Annotated in this window: 15 protein-coding genes; 8 read left to right on the forward strand and 7 right to left on the reverse strand. The window is 44.2% G+C overall.

Features of this window, described 5'->3' with window-relative positions; all coding sequences use genetic code 11:
• Positions 1-125 precede the first annotated feature (125 nt).
• Positions 126-2,168: a molybdopterin oxidoreductase family protein gene (locus tag ACIQXR_RS10465; protein WP_402871904.1), complete on the forward strand. Its 2,043-nt coding sequence runs from the start codon at positions 126-128 to the stop codon at positions 2,166-2,168.
• A gap of 180 nt (positions 2,169-2,348) precedes the next feature.
• Here the strand turns inward: ACIQXR_RS10465 and ACIQXR_RS10470 are convergent, their stop codons facing one another.
• The 4 genes from ACIQXR_RS10470 to ACIQXR_RS10485 form a co-directional block, all read right to left on the reverse strand.
• Positions 2,349-3,674 carry an aminotransferase family protein gene (locus ACIQXR_RS10470; RefSeq protein WP_402871909.1) on the reverse strand — a complete coding sequence of 442 codons (1,326 nt, stop codon included), beginning with the start codon at positions 3,672-3,674 and terminating at the stop codon, positions 2,349-2,351.
• A gap of 394 nt (positions 3,675-4,068) precedes the next feature.
• Positions 4,069-5,502: an NAD(P)H-hydrate dehydratase gene (locus ACIQXR_RS10475; RefSeq protein WP_402871913.1), complete on the reverse strand. Its 1,434-nt coding sequence runs from the start codon at positions 5,500-5,502 to the stop codon at positions 4,069-4,071.
• Between the two features lie 37 nt (positions 5,503-5,539).
• Positions 5,540-6,181: a 5,6-dimethylbenzimidazole synthase gene (bluB, locus tag ACIQXR_RS10480; RefSeq protein WP_402871915.1), complete on the reverse strand. Its 642-nt coding sequence runs from the start codon at positions 6,179-6,181 to the stop codon at positions 5,540-5,542.
• 208 nt (positions 6,182-6,389) lie between these two features.
• Positions 6,390-6,995, reverse strand: a complete 606-nt coding sequence (locus tag ACIQXR_RS10485) for a uridine kinase family protein (protein ID WP_402871917.1) — start codon at positions 6,993-6,995, stop codon at positions 6,390-6,392.
• Positions 6,996-7,083: 88 nt separating this feature from the next.
• Here ACIQXR_RS10485 and ACIQXR_RS10490 point away from each other — a divergent pair, with 88 nt between their 5' ends.
• Entirely contained in the window at positions 7,084-7,764 is a 681-nt protein-coding gene (locus ACIQXR_RS10490) for an HAD-IA family hydrolase (RefSeq protein WP_402958474.1), read from the forward strand.
• Here ACIQXR_RS10490 and dacB read toward each other — a convergent pair.
• Positions 7,747-9,168 carry a D-alanyl-D-alanine carboxypeptidase/D-alanyl-D-alanine endopeptidase gene (gene dacB / locus ACIQXR_RS10495; protein WP_403079950.1) on the reverse strand — a complete coding sequence of 474 codons (1,422 nt, stop codon included), beginning with the start codon at positions 9,166-9,168 and terminating at the stop codon, positions 7,747-7,749. The genes ACIQXR_RS10490 and dacB overlap by 18 nt on opposite strands.
• A gap of 237 nt (positions 9,169-9,405) precedes the next feature.
• Here dacB and ACIQXR_RS10500 point away from each other — a divergent pair, with 237 nt between their 5' ends.
• Both ACIQXR_RS10500 and ACIQXR_RS10505 read left to right on the forward strand, forming a co-directional pair.
• A complete protein-coding gene (locus ACIQXR_RS10500; RefSeq protein WP_402871923.1) occupies positions 9,406-9,900 on the forward strand; it encodes a PH domain-containing protein in 495 nt (164 codons plus the stop codon).
• Position 9,901: 1 nt separating this feature from the next.
• Positions 9,902-11,362 carry a PH domain-containing protein gene (locus ACIQXR_RS10505; protein ID WP_402871926.1) on the forward strand — a complete coding sequence of 487 codons (1,461 nt, stop codon included), beginning with the start codon at positions 9,902-9,904 and terminating at the stop codon, positions 11,360-11,362.
• Between the two features lie 31 nt (positions 11,363-11,393).
• On the opposite strand, the gene ACIQXR_RS10510 is transcribed toward ACIQXR_RS10505, so the two are convergent.
• Positions 11,394-12,065 (reverse strand): aspartate/glutamate racemase family protein, encoded by a 672-nt coding sequence (locus tag ACIQXR_RS10510; protein WP_403079953.1) that lies wholly within the window; start codon positions 12,063-12,065, stop codon positions 11,394-11,396.
• Between the two features lie 202 nt (positions 12,066-12,267).
• Here ACIQXR_RS10510 and ACIQXR_RS10515 point away from each other — a divergent pair, with 202 nt between their 5' ends.
• Entirely contained in the window at positions 12,268-14,259 is a 1,992-nt protein-coding gene (locus ACIQXR_RS10515) for a methyl-accepting chemotaxis protein (RefSeq protein WP_403079955.1), read from the forward strand.
• A 52-nt stretch (positions 14,260-14,311) separates the two neighbouring features.
• Here ACIQXR_RS10515 and ACIQXR_RS10520 read toward each other — a convergent pair whose 3' ends face one another.
• Positions 14,312-14,818: a YflT domain-containing protein gene (locus ACIQXR_RS10520; protein ID WP_402871935.1), complete on the reverse strand. Its 507-nt coding sequence runs from the start codon at positions 14,816-14,818 to the stop codon at positions 14,312-14,314.
• 163 nt (positions 14,819-14,981) lie between these two features.
• On the opposite strand from ACIQXR_RS10520, the gene ACIQXR_RS10525 reads away from it, so the two are divergent.
• From ACIQXR_RS10525 to ACIQXR_RS10535, 3 genes are all read left to right on the forward strand, one after another.
• Positions 14,982-16,049 (forward strand): M20 family metallopeptidase, encoded by a 1,068-nt coding sequence (locus tag ACIQXR_RS10525; protein WP_403079958.1) that lies wholly within the window; start codon positions 14,982-14,984, stop codon positions 16,047-16,049.
• Between the two features lie 431 nt (positions 16,050-16,480).
• On the forward strand, positions 16,481-17,032 hold the full coding sequence (locus ACIQXR_RS10530) for a 3D domain-containing protein (protein ID WP_402871940.1): 552 nt from the start codon (positions 16,481-16,483) through the stop codon (positions 17,030-17,032).
• A gap of 137 nt (positions 17,033-17,169) precedes the next feature.
• The gene (locus ACIQXR_RS10535) at positions 17,170-18,081 is read left to right on the forward strand and encodes a ketopantoate reductase family protein (RefSeq protein WP_403079960.1); all 912 of its coding nucleotides are present in this window, start codon (positions 17,170-17,172) and stop codon (positions 18,079-18,081) included.
• Positions 18,082-18,119 lie beyond the last annotated feature (38 nt).

The following is an 18,119-nucleotide window of genomic DNA, read 5'->3' on the forward strand; positions in this document are numbered from 1 at the left end:
ATTAAAATAAGCTTATCAGAAAAAAAAACATAAGTTAAGTAGTTCTTTCTAATACCCAATATATTAAAATATACAATTAATAGACTATTCAAAAAAGCGTTCCAAAAAACAAGGAGGACAAAGTCATGCAACCCTATTTCAAACAACAGGATGGAATCTTCCCATCGGTTTGCTCACTTGATTGCCCCGATCAATGCGGTTTACTCCTTCACAAAAAAGACGGAAAAATCGTGAAAGTCCAGGGGGATCCCAAACACCCGGTCACAAAGGGAAATATCTGCAACAAGGTCCGGAATATGACAGCCCGTCTATATGATCCGCATCGTCTTTCGCAACCGCTTATACGAATCGGTCCAAAAGGAAAAGGGCAATTCGCCCCCATTAGTTGGGACGAAGCGATCGGGATGATCACGTCAAAATGGAAGGCCTTGATAGACCAGCATGGACCGGAATGCATCCTCCCCTACAGTTTTTATGGAAACATGGGAAACCTCAGTGCTGAAGGCATGGATCGTCGCTTCTTCCACAAACTTGGGGCAAGTAGGCTGGAGCGATCCATTTGTAACTCTGCCGGTTCGGTTGGCTACAGTTATACCATGGGCGGTTCGTTCGGAATCGATCCGGAGGAAACAATCGACACAAAGCTTTTCATCATGTGGGGGATTAATGCCGTGAGTACCAATATGCACCAAGTGACAATTGCCCAGCAGGCCCGGAAAAATGGCGCCAAGGTTGTGGTGATCGACGTCCATAAAAACCAGACCGGGAAGTGGGCTGATTGGTTCATCCCCATCCTGCCTGGTACGGATAGTGCACTTGCCCTTGGCATCATGCATATTTTATATGCCGAAAATATGGTCAATCAGCCTTTCCTAGACGCCTATACGGTCGGTTCTGACGAATTGCGTGAGCATGTCCGCCAATATGACCCGGCGACCGTCTCCACGATCACGGGCGTTCCAATCGAAGACCTTTATACATTAGCCCGGATGTATGGACAGACCAAACCATCATTCGTTCGAATCGGTAATGGCCTGCAACATCACGATAACGGCGGAATGGCTGTAAGGACCATCGCCTGCCTTCCCGCCCTTACCGGACAGTGGCTTGTTAAAGGCGGTGGGGCGATGAAAGGGAACTCCGGTTATTTGGCATTTAACAAAGATGCCTTACAACGCCCTGAGCTTTTGCGAAACAAGACTACTCGCATCGTCAACATGAATCAAATCGGAGAAGCCCTTTTAGATAAGGAGAACCCGATTCGTTCCTTATTTGTATACAGCTCCAATCCTGCCCTTGTCGCTCCCAATGCAAACAAGGTTAAGGAAGGACTTATGCAAGAAGACCTATTCACGGTCGTCCATGATTTATTCTTAACTGAAACGGCGCAGTATGCCGACCTGGTCCTTCCCGCCTCTTCATCCTATGAAACGGAGGATTTTTATACTTCCTACTGGCATAATTACATACAAATTCAAAAGCCAGTCATGGAGAAATATGGAGAGTCCAAATCAAATGTGGAATTGTTCAAGCTGTTGGCTGCTAACATGGGATTCGAGGACCAAGCTTTTCAAGACTCTGAGGAAGACATGATCCGTCAAGCACTCGACTTCCCCGAGAATCCTTATTTAGGAAACATCAACTATGAAGCTCTTTCTGAACATCAGTTTGTAAAAGCCGAGATGCGACCACTCTTCCCAGGGAAACTGCCGACACCGAGCGGCAAAATCGAACTCTATTCCGAACGGATGAAACAGCATGGGTACGAACCATTGCCTACCTATACACCCATCGCGAAAGACAGCGACCTGCCGTTCTTATTCATACCGGCGCCGAACCATAATTTCCTGAATTCGACTTTTTCCAATAACGAGAAACATATATCGATGGAAAAAGAACCAAAACTGCATATGAATACGGAAGACGCAGTAAAACGAGGGATAACAGACGGCGATATGGTCCGTATCTGGAATGCACGAGGCGAATGTGTATTAAAAGCCGTCATAGGAGAAAATGTCCTGGCCGGTGTCCTAGTCAGCCAAGGCATATGGCCAAATACACCTGGCAGAAAGCAGCATATCAATGCCCTCACGCCAGACCGGCTCTCCGATATGGGAAATGGTGCCGTCTTCTTTTCCGGCCGTGTTGATGTGGAAAAAGCAGTGTAAATGATGATTTTATTTCTCGCATTCACTCGTTTCCCGGGAAATATCCTCGATTCTTGTAATATATTGACTCAAATTCTGGATTCATTCGCTCCACAAAAAAAGGCTGTTCCCTCTGGGGAAGCAGCCTTTTTCGTGGCATCCGAACCATCCTGTTGTTTCGAATGCCATCCTCTTCACGTCTTATATACCTTCTTTTTCGATAGCCGTAAATGTATCGTCCAAGATTTCGATCAACTTCCCTACCTCTGCTTTAGTGATGATCAAAGGTGGTGCAAACACTAGCGTATCTTGATCGAATGTAACAGATCGGCAGATTAAACCATTTTTAGCGGCCTCCGAAACGATCCGTGGAGCCAAAGGGGTTTCGAATTTTTCCCCCGTTTGTTTGTCTTTGACGATCGATATACCACCAATCAGTCCTAGCGCCCTTACATCCCCGATTATGGAATGTTTAGCTTGAAGCTTGTTAAAGCCTGCAAGCAATTCCACTCCACGTTGTTTCGAGTTTTCAATTAAGTTTTCCCGTTCAATGATTTCGATATTTTTCAACGCAACGGCACAAGCCATCGGATGGCCACTGTAAGTGTAGCCATGTAAAAGCGTCCCTTTAGAAAGGGCTATGAAATCCTGATACATCCTATCATTCAGGACAACACCGCCCAATTGGGCATATCCACTCGTCACGCCTTTGGCAAAGCACATCATGTCTGGTATGACCCCGAAGTGCTCGATTCCGAAATACGCACCCGTTCTGCCAAAACCGGTAATGACTTCGTCCGTCACCAACAAAATGCCGTACTCATCACAAATCTCCCTGACTTCCTTGAAGTAGCCTTCAGGAGGCATATTCACGCCACCAGCCCCTTGTATCGGTTCCGTTATGAAAGCAGCGATAGTTTCCGGTCCTTCCTGTACAATGGTCTTGCGCAATTCCTCAATGGAGGAACCATCCACATAATAGAAATCCGGCGCAAGGGAATTCGTGAAGTCGCGGAAAGGCTTCAATCCCGTGGCACTAGTCGCTCCCATCGCCACCCCGTGATAGGACTTCGAACGGGAAATGATTTTTTGCCGGTTGGGCTGGCCTTTTAAGATCCAATAGTGACGCGCAAGCTTGATCGCCGTATCACTCGATTCCGACCCTCCGGACGTAAAGAACACGGCATTCAAATTTCCGGGTGCGATGGAAGCGATTTTGGCAGCCAACCGAATGGCTGGTTCATTACTGAAGGTGGCAAAATTAGAGGTGAACGCCAATTTCTCCATCTGTTCCTTCGCCACTTTGGCAATTTCGTCCTGCCCATGCCCGATATTCACATTCCAAAGGGAAGACATCCCATCGATAACCGTCCTGCCCATGATGTCCGTTAGGTAAATCCCCTTACCCTCGGTAAAAATGAAACTCGGTCCATCTTGCTGCTGTTGTTCGATCGCTGTTGTCGGATGGATAAAATGCTTTTTATCCCAATCAATCAATTGCTGAATATCCGTCTTTTCTTTCACCATGTAGAAACACCCTTCTCTACTGATATTTTTAATACAGAGATATGTATTCTGTAACAAGATGCATGCCGAGGTACTGTGTTCTAACATAACCTTCAGGAAATAATCAGGAGATAAGTCAACCTCTCTATCTAGTTAATTTTCTGAAATATTTCATTTAACATTGTATTATTCTTGTATTTTTTTTATCCCATAAACTTCGAAAATCTTTAGCCAGGATATCGCTACATGCCATGAAGACCTGCATACCGGGACCCACTAAAAGGCGGGGACACGAGCAAAAAAAAAACTAGCTGCTAAGATGACAGCTAGTTTTTGATTCCCTACCTTTTCATGGTACTTTCTTTTTATTTTATTGTTATCGAGCACTCACTTCATGTCGTCCATCAGCGAGTGCCTATTCGAATTCCTTCAACACATAGGCCAAGTTTTCACTCACATCACTTGCGAGCAGACTGCTCTTCGCCCTCGTTTCACTCCATTGCTCCGCGCTTACCCCGTGACAGTATACAGCATTGGCCACGGCCGCTTTCTTATCTTCATAGAATGAGATAAATGCAAGGATCATCCCAGTCAAGGTATCACCTGTCCCGCCTTTGGCAAGTCCATCATTGCCGGTCGAATTCACCCATACATCGCCATCGGGAAACGCCATCACCGTATTTCTTCCTTTGAGTACAACGGTCACCTTATTCGAGATCGCATATTCAGATGCGAGGCGCAGGCGGTCTTTCTGGATTTCCTTCGTCGGAAGACCCGTCATTTTACTGAACTCACCAGGATGGGGCGTGACGATCGTCATCGCTTCACGCATGGGATAGTCGCGTTTCTTAAGGGCTCCTGCATCGATAATGATCGGCAGGTCCCTTTTCATTACTTCATGTAACGCCCGTTCGATTTTTTCCTCATTATCCAATCCTGGGCCGATTGCCACTCCCCTTATCCCTTTAGGCACCGCTCCAGCCGCTACCTTTTCCAGTCCATCATGTAAAAATGTACATTCCGGCACCCGGCTCGCGATAATTGCTGAAGCGAACCTTGTTGTCGCCACAGTCAGTTTCCCGATTCCACTCCGCATCGCGGCAAGGCTCGCCAGCATGGCACTTCCCGGCATTTCATCCGTACCCGCTATCAACAGTCCCGTCCCGAATGTCCCCTTATGCGAGGCACCATTTCGCTTCGGGAAGCTTGCGGCAACATCCCCTTTGGTCCATACTTGCCAATTGGATGTCTGTGGCAAGCCAATATCGAGCACTTCGGTCTGACCATAATACTCGACACTTCCTTCGAGAAACGCCGATGGTTTGTACCCGTGGAGCGTGAATGTTCGGTCAGCCTTTATAGCCTTTTCCACTTCACCGGTATCCGCCAAAACGCCTGTCGGAATATCGATTGCCATCCGAACGGCCTCTTGCTCATTCATCCAATCAATCAGCTGTTCGATATCATTACGGAGTGGCAACCTCGCTCCGACCCCAAGCAGCGCATCTATCAACACATCATAATCCTCACTGATTTCCGATACCTCAAATCCGCAGTGGAGATAATAGCGGTAGTGGCGCTCTGCAGTCTCAGAAACAGGTTCCCCTAGTGGGATAGCGAGCTCACATATGAAACCATGTTGCTTTAAATAACGGGCGAGAACCACTCCATCTCCGCCATTGTTCCCTTTTCCCGCAAGAATCAAGATTCGCTGCGATTTGCTCACATTTTTGACAATGGCTTCAAATAAAGCCCGTCCCGCATTTTCCATCAGCGTAAACGTTTCAAGTCCATGATCCGCTGCAGTTCGATCGATTCTTTTTATTTCCTCTCCTCGATAGATATACAAAACGAAACACCAGCTTTCTACAAGATCCTTACAAGGTCTAGTTTTGGCCCCACTTATCTTTAAAAATCAAATCATCCATCGACCGTCTCTTTTCCCAATTGGCCGTTTCAAGAATCGGTTTATCGGGATATTGATCGGTATAGCCAACAGACATGAGCGCGACAGGCTCCACGTGTGGAGGGATATCCAAAATGTCCCGGATATCATTCTTCTTGTAAAAACTGACCCAGCCCATCGCCAACCCTTCCGCACAGGCGGCTAACCACATATTCTGAATGGCACAGGCCGTCGATAAAATATCCGTTTCAGGAATGGAGTTGCGTCCAAGCACATGAGATCCACCCCGCGTCGGATCACAGGTCACACAAATCGTATAGGGGGCTTCCTTCAAGCCTTCTACTTTCAAACTAAGAAACTTGTTTTCTTTTTCCCCTTCATAATGAACCGCAAGCGCCCTTCTTTCCTTATCCGCGGCCCAGGCCAACCGCTCTTTAATCTCCTGGTCCGAAACGACAATGAAACTCCAAGGTTGCATGAACCCAACAGACGGTGCATGATGTCCCGCCTCCAAAATCTTATGCAAGGTATCCTTTGAGATGGGATCGGGTAAAAAACTCCGGATATCCCTCCGGCTATAAATCGCTTTATATACACCAGCTTGTTCATCATTAGTAAACATACTTCTCCTCCATTATCTCTATCTCTTAGAGAAATTTATCTAAATATTAATATTCAATATGAATTTTACAGGTAAACCCTTACAATGAAAAGCAGCCTCATCCTTCCTATTCTATGACAAAAACCGGAATCGATGAAGGATAGCTAGGGGAAATGGACGCGGGGTACAAGACCTTCATCCGCGAGAAAGGAAAGGAACGAGACTCTATTCATCTCGTTCCATCCACAATCAGGTTGACCCTATCTCGTGGAAGATGTGCATCGACATAGAGATCTTCATAGACCATCCAGTTATCTTCCCACATGGAACGCATCTCTTCCCCATCACGCTCAATTCCACGGTCTAATCGTTTCTCCCGGGGGCACTCCACCCAAATGGTAAAATTATAGAAGGCAGCCAATTCATAGCGAGTGGAGTATGTGCCTTCAATGATGACAGTCCCACCCACTGGGATGGTATGCCACTCAGCCATTGCATCCGATTCCCAATCATAACGTTGGTAGACCGCTTCTTTCCCTGAGGTAAGCGGTTCCAAAACTTGACTGAAGACACGGGACCAATCGTAGTTCACACCAATCAAATTCCCGACTGGAGGCAACTGGGCCCTTTGAGAAGAAGGAAAATAGAAATCATCCATATGAACAATTGTGACATCCTGACAATGAGCTTTTATATAGGCAGCAAGGGTACTTTTCCCCGAACCACCGCGACCATCTATGGCAACTAAATATGGCCTTCGGTTTCCAGGGGAATTCTGGATTTCAGCAATAAGTTGGGAAATCGTGTGCTGGCCACGAATTGTTGGGAAATTCATCAAACCCCTCCTCTTCCTATATATTTCTCTACACCCTCCCAAGAAACCCTCCTTGGGTGCGCAAAAAAATTGAAAGAAGGTACAAAATATGAATTCCATTCCCTTTGCCGTCATCTTCGACATGGACGGCACCCTGTTTCAAACCAATAGGATTTTAGGTTCATCACTTGAAAGAACGTTCAAAGTCCTTCGGTCAGAAGGAAATTGGCAGGGAGAAGCCCCTCTTGCCACATACCAAAAAATCATGGGGGTTCCACTAAAGGTCGTATGGGAAACCTTATTGCCAAATCACGCCGAGTCTATTCGGAATCAAGCCGACCGACTCTTTCTTGAATGTTTGAATCAAGAGATCAAAGAAGGAAAAGGTCAGCTTTACCCAAACGTCATCGAGACCTTGTCAGTCTTTAAACAACAAGGTATTCCAATATTCATAGCCAGCAACGGACTTGAAAAGTATTTGGAAGAAATCTGTACATATTTTCATCTGCATGAATACCTTACGGACATTTACAGTATCGAAAGGTCATTGAAAGGCTCGAAAACGGATTTAGTTCACATGTTGTTGAGAAACTATAACATTGAAGAAGCCATCCTGGTTGGCGACCGAAAGTCCGATATCGAAGCTGCAAAGGAAAATGGATTAGTGGCCGTCAGCTGTCCATTTGGTTTTGCGACTGTCAATGAATTGGTGGAAGCAGATCTTCTCATCGCGGATTTTTTTGAATTACAAGCATATGTTTTTAAACGAATATCAACGCTCTCTTTCTAACAGATCTTCCTGTTCCGCTAGCCATACCACTATTTTATCTTGGATGTCCCTGATTCCCTTTTCCTCCACGAAGTTGTTCAAAAGAATTGAAAAGATGATGCCTTCCCCACTTTTGGTGGTCACATATCCAGACAAAGTGCTCGTAGCGGAAATCGTCCCCGTTTTAGCGCGGACATTTCCCACGGCCGCCGTCTTTTCCATCCTATTCCTTAATGTACCGCCTATCATCTTTTCTTTAACCCCAGCAACCGGCAGTGCATTGAGATAGGAAGGAAACCATGTTTTTTCCCGAACGGAATAAAGGAGTTTGGTCAATTCGTTCGCTGAGATCAGATTGACCTGGCTAATCCCTGAACCATCCCGCATCATGGTCGATTGCGTGTCCATCCCCATCAGCTCGAGCTTACTTTCTGCTATCTTCAATCCATTCTCCCAACTGCCTTCCCCCTTCGCTGCCTTCCCCATTTCCTTCACCAAAACTTCAGCATGTGTGTTATTGCTCAGTTTCATGAAGGGAACCAGCAATTGTGAAAGGGTCATCGAATCATGGCTGGCAATTTTCCTAGCTTGCGCGGGTGTTTTTCCTTGTTTGGTCGTACCTAACACCTTGATGCCTTGCCGTTCCATCGATTGTTCAAATAATCTTAGGGCATATTTGGTAGGATCAATCACCGCCATATATTCTTTTGTCGGCAAGCCATGTTCCGGCATAGTCCCCGTTACCGTCAAGACATTTCGCTCATGATCGCGTTCGACCTTGATTTTCTGCTTTCTGTCCGGTGCTACGGTTATCGCTTCATTAACGACTGTTACATAGTCCGTTTCCGGTTGCATCGTCACGGTTGCTTTTTTTCCAGCCCTTTTCCCTGGTGATATCTCCAGAAGGACAGTCCCGGTATCATACTCCTCATCGGGTGCGGCGGTTAAGGCTGAAACGGCCGCCCCGTAGTACTCTTGCTCATCACTTCGTATTAAATCAGGCGAATGGCGTTCATCGTCATACCATGTATCATCGCCGATAAGATCTCCATGAACATAGTGGATTCGATGTTGCTTCAACACCTTCGCCAAACCATCAAAGTCCTTTTCAAGAAGGGTTGGGTCTCCTTTTCCCTTCAAATAGACATCCCCCTGAAGGACGTTCGCGACCTGAATGCCTTTTATGTATAGTTCCGTTTGGAAGACATGCTCCTCCCCTAACGTTTCAAGTGCCGCTGCCGCTGTCAGAAGTTTCATGTTCGATGCCGGTCTCATCCTTATATCCGCATCATGCTCATACACCAATTCCCCTGTATCTGCCGAACGGATTGAAATTCCGGCTAAGGCCCCGGTTAAAGCAGGCGACTCATGTACGATACGCTTGATTTCACCAGCCATCGATTCCTCTTCATAAGCAGCCTGCATCGTTTCCCCATTAAAAAAGCACATCAAAAACAGAAAGAAAATAATGTATACTTTCCTTATAAAGGTCAAATCCATTTCACCTACTTTTAAATTTCATTCGCATGTCCCTTCATATCAGGCATACACAGTATTCCGTATTCCAGGAAAGCCTCACCTCAGGGACTTTTTTAGCCCCTAAAGGGAACTTTTACTAAGAATCATCCGTATAAAAGTAATGACACAGTAAGGAGTGAACATATGTATTCAAAGATTCAAGCGCCAACAAAGAAGATTTCGAAAGAATCCATCAAGGTTTGGCGGATGACGGAAACCATCACCAACCTCATTATTCTCGTCATACTCGGCATCTTATTATTCGTTGATACTTATTTTTCCTGGAAAGAGTGGATTGGATGGGTTTTAATCGGACTGACCATCATCGAATGCTTTTCCGCCATTTGGTCCATCATCATCGCCCCCATTTTATTGCAAAAATATTGGCGATATGACGTAAGCGAAGAATTCATCCAAACGAAACATGGGGCGTGGTACGAATCCCATGAACTCATCCCGATGACGAAAGTTCAATCGGTCGAGCTGAACCAGGGGCCGTTTCTACGGAAGTATGGCCTTTATACGATTAGTATCGGAACCATGGGCGACTCACATACCATACCCGCCATTCCGGAGAAAGAGGCGTATGAACTTCGAGATAAAATTGCGCACTACGCCAAGATAAAGGAAGTGGAATGACATGGCGGAACAATCCAAACGGTTACACCCGCTCAAAATCCCATTTGAAATGTGGAATGTGCTGAAGAAGGAATTCTTTTTAATTATCCTCCTTTATGTATTGAATTTTGGTACGGAAAAGGTTTATATGATCGTGCTGCAACTCATCTATCTCTTATACTTCGTATGGAAGGTCATTTCATTGACTTTGAACTGGTTCACCTATACATATCATATAAAAGAAGGAAACATTCAGATCAAGTCCGGGCTTATTTCCAAGTCCTATCGGACAGTTCCGCTTCACAAAATACAAAACGTCCAACGACGGACAACCGTCCTTCATAAGTTTTTCCACTTAACTTCTTTAACGTTCGAAACGGGAATGACTGGTGACCAAGGTTCTGTCTTGTTTGAGGCGATTTCTTTAAAAGAAGCCCAACGACTTGAAACGGAATTTTCCTCACAAGAAATCCCGGCTGTAGAAGAAGATCATCTGGAAGAGGACAGCTTGAAAGAAACGGGTGCTGAACAAACCATACATTTCACACCGACTAAACGGGATGTGTTAAAAGCTTCCTTCACGTCACTAAGCTTCCTGGCCATCATTCCGATTGTCGCTACGATTTATAAAACACTTGATGATTTTTTCAATCTGGAAAATGCCGAAGGGGCTGTGGCATCGTTTTTGAATTCATGGCTAACCATAACCATCGCTCTCATTGTTTTAGTAGGATTAGCTATTGGTTTTGGAATTATTTCCACGTACGTGAAGTATGGGAAGTATGAAATTTCATCGGATGCCAAACGTGTGTATATCAAAAAAGGGGTGCTCGATGAATCTGCCTTTTCAATTCAGAAAGAAAAAGTGCAGGCGGTGGAAATCACCCAATCCCTCATCAAAAGAATGCTTGGATTAGCGGAGGTGAAACTGATAAGCGCGGGAAGTACAGGAGATGAAAAACTGGAAACGAATACGCTCTATCCATTTTTATCGGTTGACCGTGCCCATGCCATAATCGAAGAGATTTTGCCTTCTTACAAGGTGGAACGCTCCATGCACCCCTTATCGAAACAAGCTTTCATCGTGCGAATGCTAAGGCCAAGCTATATCTGGATAGTTGTGACGGTTGCCATTTTTATTTTCAAGCCAGCGATATGGTATATTTCCTTGATTCTTTTCGTACTCATTTATACATCGAGAATCATAGATTACAAAAATGGCCGCTATTTATTACATGACGAATTCATTCAATTTAAATCAGGAAGTTTGGAAACGTCCCTGTTCATCACGAAAAGAAGCAAGGTCATTCAGATTAAAGTCGAACGCTCAAGACTGCAAAAACGCTTTGGGCTCGCATCGATCGAAACCATTAACCGTTCCAAACCGGTACATCATACCAAGCTACAAGATGTTTCCCTTGAATATGCCGACGAGTTTTACACATGGTATATTGATCGCACGAAAAACATTCAAGTCGAATAACCAACCAGAAGAAAGAGTTGACTGCATCCAGTCAGCTCTTTTTTTGTAAGTCTAATTGGCTGACAATGGAGGTCACTACTGTTTTTAATGGATTCATCATTCCATGAGATGTCTGCTGTTCGAATCGCTTGGCTGCATCCACCATTGATAATTGAGCAACAGAAATTGCCTTTTGATCATCTTGAACGAGTTGATGTAAGACCTTGATGATTTCAGCATTGTACTCTTCTTTCAATCCTTTCATGATTAATTCGAAAGTATTTTCCATGATCATAATCTCCAAATCCAAGGATTTTTGATGGATTTCCGCATACTTTTCAAGACGCTCCACGGTACCGTTAACTGTTGCTGGGTTCGTAAAAAGGAGAATCTGAGGTTGAGATAGCGTACAGATGTATTCGAAGTAAGGTTCATCAATTTTAATGATGGGCACGGATGCTACCATACGTTGGTCTTGTAAAAGGGCGATATAGTTCGTGCAAGTAATTAGGATAGCATCCACTTCACATTGAGCGATCCAATCCAGTTGCTCTTTTACTTTTTTCTTTGCTTCTGTTTTATCGTAATTCCCAACAGAAGTCATTCGATACATTATGGAAGAGTCCACAAAATGCATGAGATCGATGTCATAGATTGAAAGAGCTCTTTCAATATATTCTATATTTGAATAATGGGCATGAAGGCATCCTAATCTTTTTTTCAACTCACCATTCCCCCTTCATTATGCTTTCTGATTATTCTACCAGTAAAATTCCTTTCTTGGATAATCTTTTCTTTCCTGTTTCAATCACTTTACCTCCTAATATAAGTCATTCTTATGAATTTTCTAAAAAAACTAAAAGATAGGGAAACTAAGCCGAAATATCTAGAGAACTCATAAGAAGTAGATATAAAGGAGCAAACCTATGAAACGTCTGAAAAACTGGTACTTCAATTCTCTTAAAAAACAAATACTGATACCCTTTTTAGCTTTAATTATTATTAGCGGATTTCTCATATCCTACGTAGCCTATGATCAAAGCATTGAACTAACGACAGATGAACTGAAAAATACGACAGAAGGTCAAGTAAAATCAATGAATGAAGTATCCGATCGCTTCTTCCAAGAAAAGGAAAAGAATTTAGACAGGATAAGCAAAGATATGGCCATGACCACACCCCATTCAGACGCTGATTCCATACTTACCGAGTTTACCAATACCCAAACGACCAATGAAGAGATCATCAGCTTGTACATGGGGACGGAGAAGGAAGGACAGACGATCATCTTCCCTAAAGCCTATTTACCTGGTGACTTTGACCCAAGGCAACAAGATTGGTATCAAGAGGCTTTGAAAGGAAAGAATGAAGTCATATGGACCGAGCCTTATACGGATACTGCGACCAATTCCCTTATCATCACGGCAGCAAAAGCAATCTATGATGGCGATAAATTGGTCGGCGTTCTTGGTGTCGACATCGCGATGGAAACGTTACTGAATACGATCAATCAGACGAAATTCGGGAAAACGGGATATGCCATTCTACTGAATGAGAAAGGGTCTATCCTTGCCCACCCTGATCAATCGAAAATCATGAAGGATCTTTCGGCTCAACCCATTTTTCAGCAAATGAAAGGTGAATCAGGATCTATGATCCTGGATTTTGAGGATAAAAGGCAAATCATCGGATACTCAACCAGTCCTACTACTGGTTGGAAAATAGCTGGAGTCGTGGATAGAGATGAAGTGGTGGACCGTGCAAGCTCTATGGTCATGCACAATATCCTGGCCATGATCGTCACTTTTACTTTGGCTACCATTTTTTCCATCTTCATCACACGTTCTTTGACAAAGCCCATTAAACGCCTTCAAGAATCCATCAAGAAAATGGCTGGCGGTGACTTCGCCTCCACGATTTCCATTTCCAGTGGGGACGAACTCGGCAAGCTTGCAGAAGACACCAACACCTTAGCAGAGAATATGAGTGCCATGCTTAAAAATGTCCATGCCCTTTCCAATAAGGTTGCCGATTCCTCCATGTTGCTCGTTGCCAGTGCCGAAGAGAATTCGGCTGCCGCAAACGAGGTCGCCATGACGATGGAACAAATCGCTTCAGGTGCCATTGATCAGATCGAAGTCGGCCAAGATAACGAAACGGCCATAGAGCTCATGGCCGACAAAATCAACAACCTGGAAAATCAGGCAGAAAAAATGTCGCTTGCCTCCGATGACATGTTCAAGGCATCGGAAAATGGAATGATCACCGTTCAGGGCCTAAAACAACAATTCGATGTTACAGCCCAGATATCCAACCAGATGAGTACAGCCGTAAAATCACTCGATGTTCGATCCCATACGATTAGCGATATCGTCAAAACCATAACAGGGATTGCCGGGCAAACCAATTTACTCGCCTTGAATGCAGCCATCGAGGCAGCCAGGGCAGGCGAGCATGGAAAAGGTTTCGCCGTCGTTGCCGATGAAGTGAAAAAATTGGCCGAACAAACGGAACACTCCTTAAAGGAAATAGCAGAAATCATTTTTGCCATGCAAACTGATACCGCAAATACGGTTAGCTTGATTGATCAGGTCAACCAGAAAATCGATCATCAGAGTACATCCGTCACTGACACCGAAGTGGCCTTTGGCGATATTGCATCAATCATCTCTACCACATTCAGTAACTTTGATGAAATAACAAGTACCATGCACGAAATGATTGCCCAGATTGCCGTGATGTCAGGCAACGCGAAACAATTAAACTCCGTTAGTCAGGAGGCAGCTGCCGGCACAGAAGAAGTGTCCGCTTCAATTGAAGAGACGAATGCCTCCATGGAACAATTAAATGCCCTGGCTGGGGAATTGGACAGCCTATCGCAGGAAATGCATAAGGAGATCCAGAAATTCAGCTACTAAACAAAAGAAAGAGCAGAAGCCAAAAGGCCCTGCTCTTTTTACACGCTCTAAATTAAAGTGGTCTTCTTCTATTCGTAAGCGTTTCATCCGTTTCAGTAATACCTGTGTATGAAGAGTTACCCCTTTTCGCATCGGCATCCACCAATACAAGCAGTTTCCCATTCTTAACATCCGATTCATATTGAGTGGCTTCACGTTCAGGGATACCGAGGCCAATCAATGTACCGGCCAAACCACCTGTACCAGCTCCTACTGCCGCACCAGCTAATGTAGCTGCAATCGGTCCAGCCGCAAGTACCGGTCCGATTCCTGGAATGGCCAAAGCACCGATTCCCGCTAAGAATCCAGCTGTTCCGCCTAGAACTCCACCAGTGGCAGCTCCAGTAGCAAGCCCTTCCTCTACTTTCGTTCCAGTTTCTTTTTTCACCGTTCTAAGTTCTTCTTTATCTTTAGCAACCACCGAAATATCATCTTGAGTATATCCTTGAGCCTGTAATGCCTCAACTGCCTGAATGGCCTCTGATCCAGTATCATAAACTCCAATTATACGTTTATCCATATCTATCATCCTCCTTAAAGAATGTTGTTTGTCGCTCCCTCTTTACATACCCCCGGAATCCAAAGCACTAAACACATTTCCACCGGAAAAGATTTATGGTTCAAGCCCATTTATAAGGGTATATAAAATTATAGTTTGCATACTTATAGGAGGTTTTTTTTTAATGCTTATCGATTTACTGAAAGATTTAGTCTCCATTGACAGTTCCTCCAAAGAAGGGGCCAATGAAGCAGTGGATTTCTGTGCCGGTTGGCTTAAGGGCCAGGGATTGACTGTGGATGTGATTGAAAATAACGGGTACAAAATGCTCGTTAGCGAAATCGGGAGTGGAGAAAAAACATTGATATGGAATGGCCATGTTGATGTAGTGAGCGGGACGCCTAATCAATTCTTCCCCGAGGTGCATGAAGGGAATTTATATGGCCGTGGAACGGCCGATATGAAAGCGGGGGTTGCAGGCATGATGTGCGCCTTCGCCGAATTGAAAGATAGGGACTTAGGGTTGAAAATCCAGCTACAAATCGTTTCCGATGAGGAAATCGGGGGCTTGAACTGCTCCGGCTACCTAGCGAAGCATGGATATCGAGGCGATTTTGTCATCTGTGCAGAACCCACGCAGTTAGGCATCGGCCTACAGGCTAAGGGCTCCCTTCGCCTCGATATCGAAGTTTCCGGTAAATCCGCACATGGAAGCCGTCCATGGGAAGGTGTCAATGCCATCGAAAAGGCCTATGATATCTATACGAAAATCAAGGCCCTTCCTTTCACACGGGAACATACCCCCCTTTACGCTTCCCCCTCTCTCAATCTCGCAAAAATAAAGGGCGGAGATGTGTACAATAAAGTACCGGATGCTTGTTTACTCAGTCTCGATATTCGTTATCTTCCAACCCAGACAATGGAGGAAATCGTCGAGCAAATCGAAACCGTGGTAGGCAAGAACATCCATATTAACATGTATAGTAAACCCGTTAATACGGAGGAAAACGATCCTTACATCACCCTACTCCGTCCGATTATCGAAAAGAACACGAAACAGGAAGCGGTCGTCTTCGGTCAACATGGCTCCGCTGACACCATCTTCTTTGCAGCGTACGGCATCCCAGCCATCGAATTCGGTCCAAAAGGGGAGAATTGGCATGGTGACCGGGAATGCGTCAATCTCGAATCCGTCGAAGTCTATCAAAAAATGCTCGTTGATTTTGCCTCTGAATTCATTTTACAAAAATAAGTATAGAAAGAAGCCGATATGTCCATCTATCGGCTTCTTTTTTTATAGAAGAATCCATCGTGAACGTCACTTCTAACCTCTTAAAACGGAAAATTCTCTTCTTTCCATATAATTGACAGCCTTTTCTTTCAAAAATGACTCGTCATACCCTCTTAAAATGGCAAAACCATAAAGTAGGCTTTTAAGCCCATACTTTTTCCACTTATTTTTCCATATTCATACAAAATACATTATGAAATCAAGTAATCTTCCAAATTTTATAGAAAATTATGAAGTATTTCGTGATAAAAGTTCAAATTAATATCATTCCTTTTACCTAGTTTATTTTTCAATGAAATGTTTTTGTAACACAATTACTATGCCACCGAAACATTATTGTCATATAGACCTGTTATTCTAAGTCTACGCTTTAAAACAAAGGAGAATATTAATTGAAAAAAATACTACTTCCTATTATCACTGCTTTCTTCCTGGTATTTAGTTTTTCCGGAGTTTCATCAGCTGCTACTACTACATATAAAGTTAAAAGTGGTGACACACTATGGGGCATCGCGAGTAAACATAACATAACGGTCAATCAACTAAAGAGTTGGAACAACCTTAAAAAAGATCATATTAAACCAAAACAAGTTTTAAAAGTTAAGAAAACTGCAACGAAGGCAAAACCCAAAGCAAAAAAAGCATCAAAGAAATATAAAACTATCACAGTTAATGCTACAGCCTATACAGCGAACTGCAAAGGGTGCAGCGGGATTACGGCAACTGGCCTTAACCTGAAGAAAAACCCTAAAGTCAAAGCTATTTCTGTCGATCCTAAAGTCATTCCACTAGGAACAAAAGTTCATGTAGAAGGTTACGGAGATGCCGTAGCAGCAGATAAAGGCAGTGCGATTAAAGGAAAAAAAATCGACGTCTTCTATTCTTCTAAAACAAAAGCTCTTAACTGGGGCAGAAAAACAGTAAAAGTGAAAGTCTATCAATAAAAAGTAATCAGCTTGTAACAATTCAGGCTGTTTTTTTTTGCCTTTTTTCTTTTATAGTCATTATTTCACCATTCATATTTACTGAAAATTCAGCTAATGGTATGATTGGTCCATCAATCAGAAGCGAGGTGTACATATTGAAGATAGTCGTTATCGGAGCCGGTGCACTTGGTTCCTATTATGGAGGTAGACTACAGCAAGCAGGACAACAGGTTCAATTCGTCGTCCGTAAAAACCGAGCCCAACAATTGAGAGAGCAAGGGTTGAACATAACAAGCCCTCATGGAAACTATGAGTTTAACGAACTTCAATTCACAGAGGACGTACATGACATACAACAAGTTGACTTGGTCCTCCTAACGGTAAAAGGGTTCCACCTGAGAGGGACGCTGCCTGACTTGAAGGTCCTGGTCGATAAAGGGGCAAAGGTTCTTCCCCTTTTAAATGGACTCGAGCATATCTCCATACTTCAGGATGAACTGGGCGAAGCGAACGTCATAGGGGGAAGTGCCTTCATTATCGCTACCTTAAACGAAAAAGGCCATGTCGTACACTCTAACCGGAACCATGACTTAATTTATGGCCCGCTTCATCCCTCTCAACAAGAGATCTGCGATGAGTTTGAACAAGCAGTTAGTTCAGCCATCATGGGAGCAAGCAGGACAGAAAACATCTTAATTCGTCTATGGATTAAATATATGTTCATTACTGCTTTCTCCGGCGTGACAACAGCATCCAATCTTCCCATAGGGACCATACGCAACTATCCAGAAACGAACCGGGTACTGGAAAAGGCGCTTGTGGAAATGCAGATGCTCGCTAACGCTCATGGCATTGGATTGACGGAAAGGAATGTCGCTCAGGCACTGGAGGACATAGCGGCTTTACCCGACGAAGCTACCTCCTCCATGCATCAGGACCGTCGGAAAAATCAATCCCTTGAAGTCGAGCATTTACAAGGGGGTGCCCTAAGGCTCGCCAAAAATGCCCATATCCAACTTCCTGTGATTGAAACCCTCTACGCACTCATCAAGCCTTTTGAACAATGATTTTTCTTAGGCACCAGTTTTAAAACTGGTGCTTTCTT

Source organism: Peribacillus sp. NPDC097224, from assembly GCF_044761985.1.
Taxonomy (GTDB): domain Bacteria; phylum Bacillota; class Bacilli; order Bacillales; family DSM-1321; genus Peribacillus.

Coding starts and splice junctions, on each gene's coding strand:
- ACIQXR_RS10465 (WP_402871904.1), top strand. CDS start 126: ATGCAACCCTATTTCAAACAACAGGATGGAATCTTCCCATCGGTTTGC.
- ACIQXR_RS10470 (WP_402871909.1), bottom strand. CDS start 3,674: ATGGTGAAAGAAAAGACGGATATTCAGCAATTGATTGATTGGGATAAA.
- bluB (WP_402871915.1), bottom strand. CDS start 6,181: ATGTTTACTAATGATGAACAAGCTGGTGTATATAAAGCGATTTATAGC.
- ACIQXR_RS10485 (WP_402871917.1), bottom strand. CDS start 6,995: ATGAATTTCCCAACAATTCGTGGCCAGCACACGATTTCCCAACTTATT.
- ACIQXR_RS10490 (WP_402958474.1), top strand. CDS start 7,084: ATGAATTCCATTCCCTTTGCCGTCATCTTCGACATGGACGGCACCCTG.
- dacB (WP_403079950.1), bottom strand. CDS start 9,168: ATGCAGGCTGCTTATGAAGAGGAATCGATGGCTGGTGAAATCAAGCGT.
- ACIQXR_RS10500 (WP_402871923.1), top strand. CDS start 9,406: ATGTATTCAAAGATTCAAGCGCCAACAAAGAAGATTTCGAAAGAATCC.
- ACIQXR_RS10505 (WP_402871926.1), top strand. CDS start 9,902: ATGGCGGAACAATCCAAACGGTTACACCCGCTCAAAATCCCATTTGAA.
- ACIQXR_RS10515 (WP_403079955.1), top strand. CDS start 12,268: ATGAAACGTCTGAAAAACTGGTACTTCAATTCTCTTAAAAAACAAATA.
- ACIQXR_RS10520 (WP_402871935.1), bottom strand. CDS start 14,818: ATGGATAAACGTATAATTGGAGTTTATGATACTGGATCAGAGGCCATT.
- ACIQXR_RS10525 (WP_403079958.1), top strand. CDS start 14,982: ATGCTTATCGATTTACTGAAAGATTTAGTCTCCATTGACAGTTCCTCC.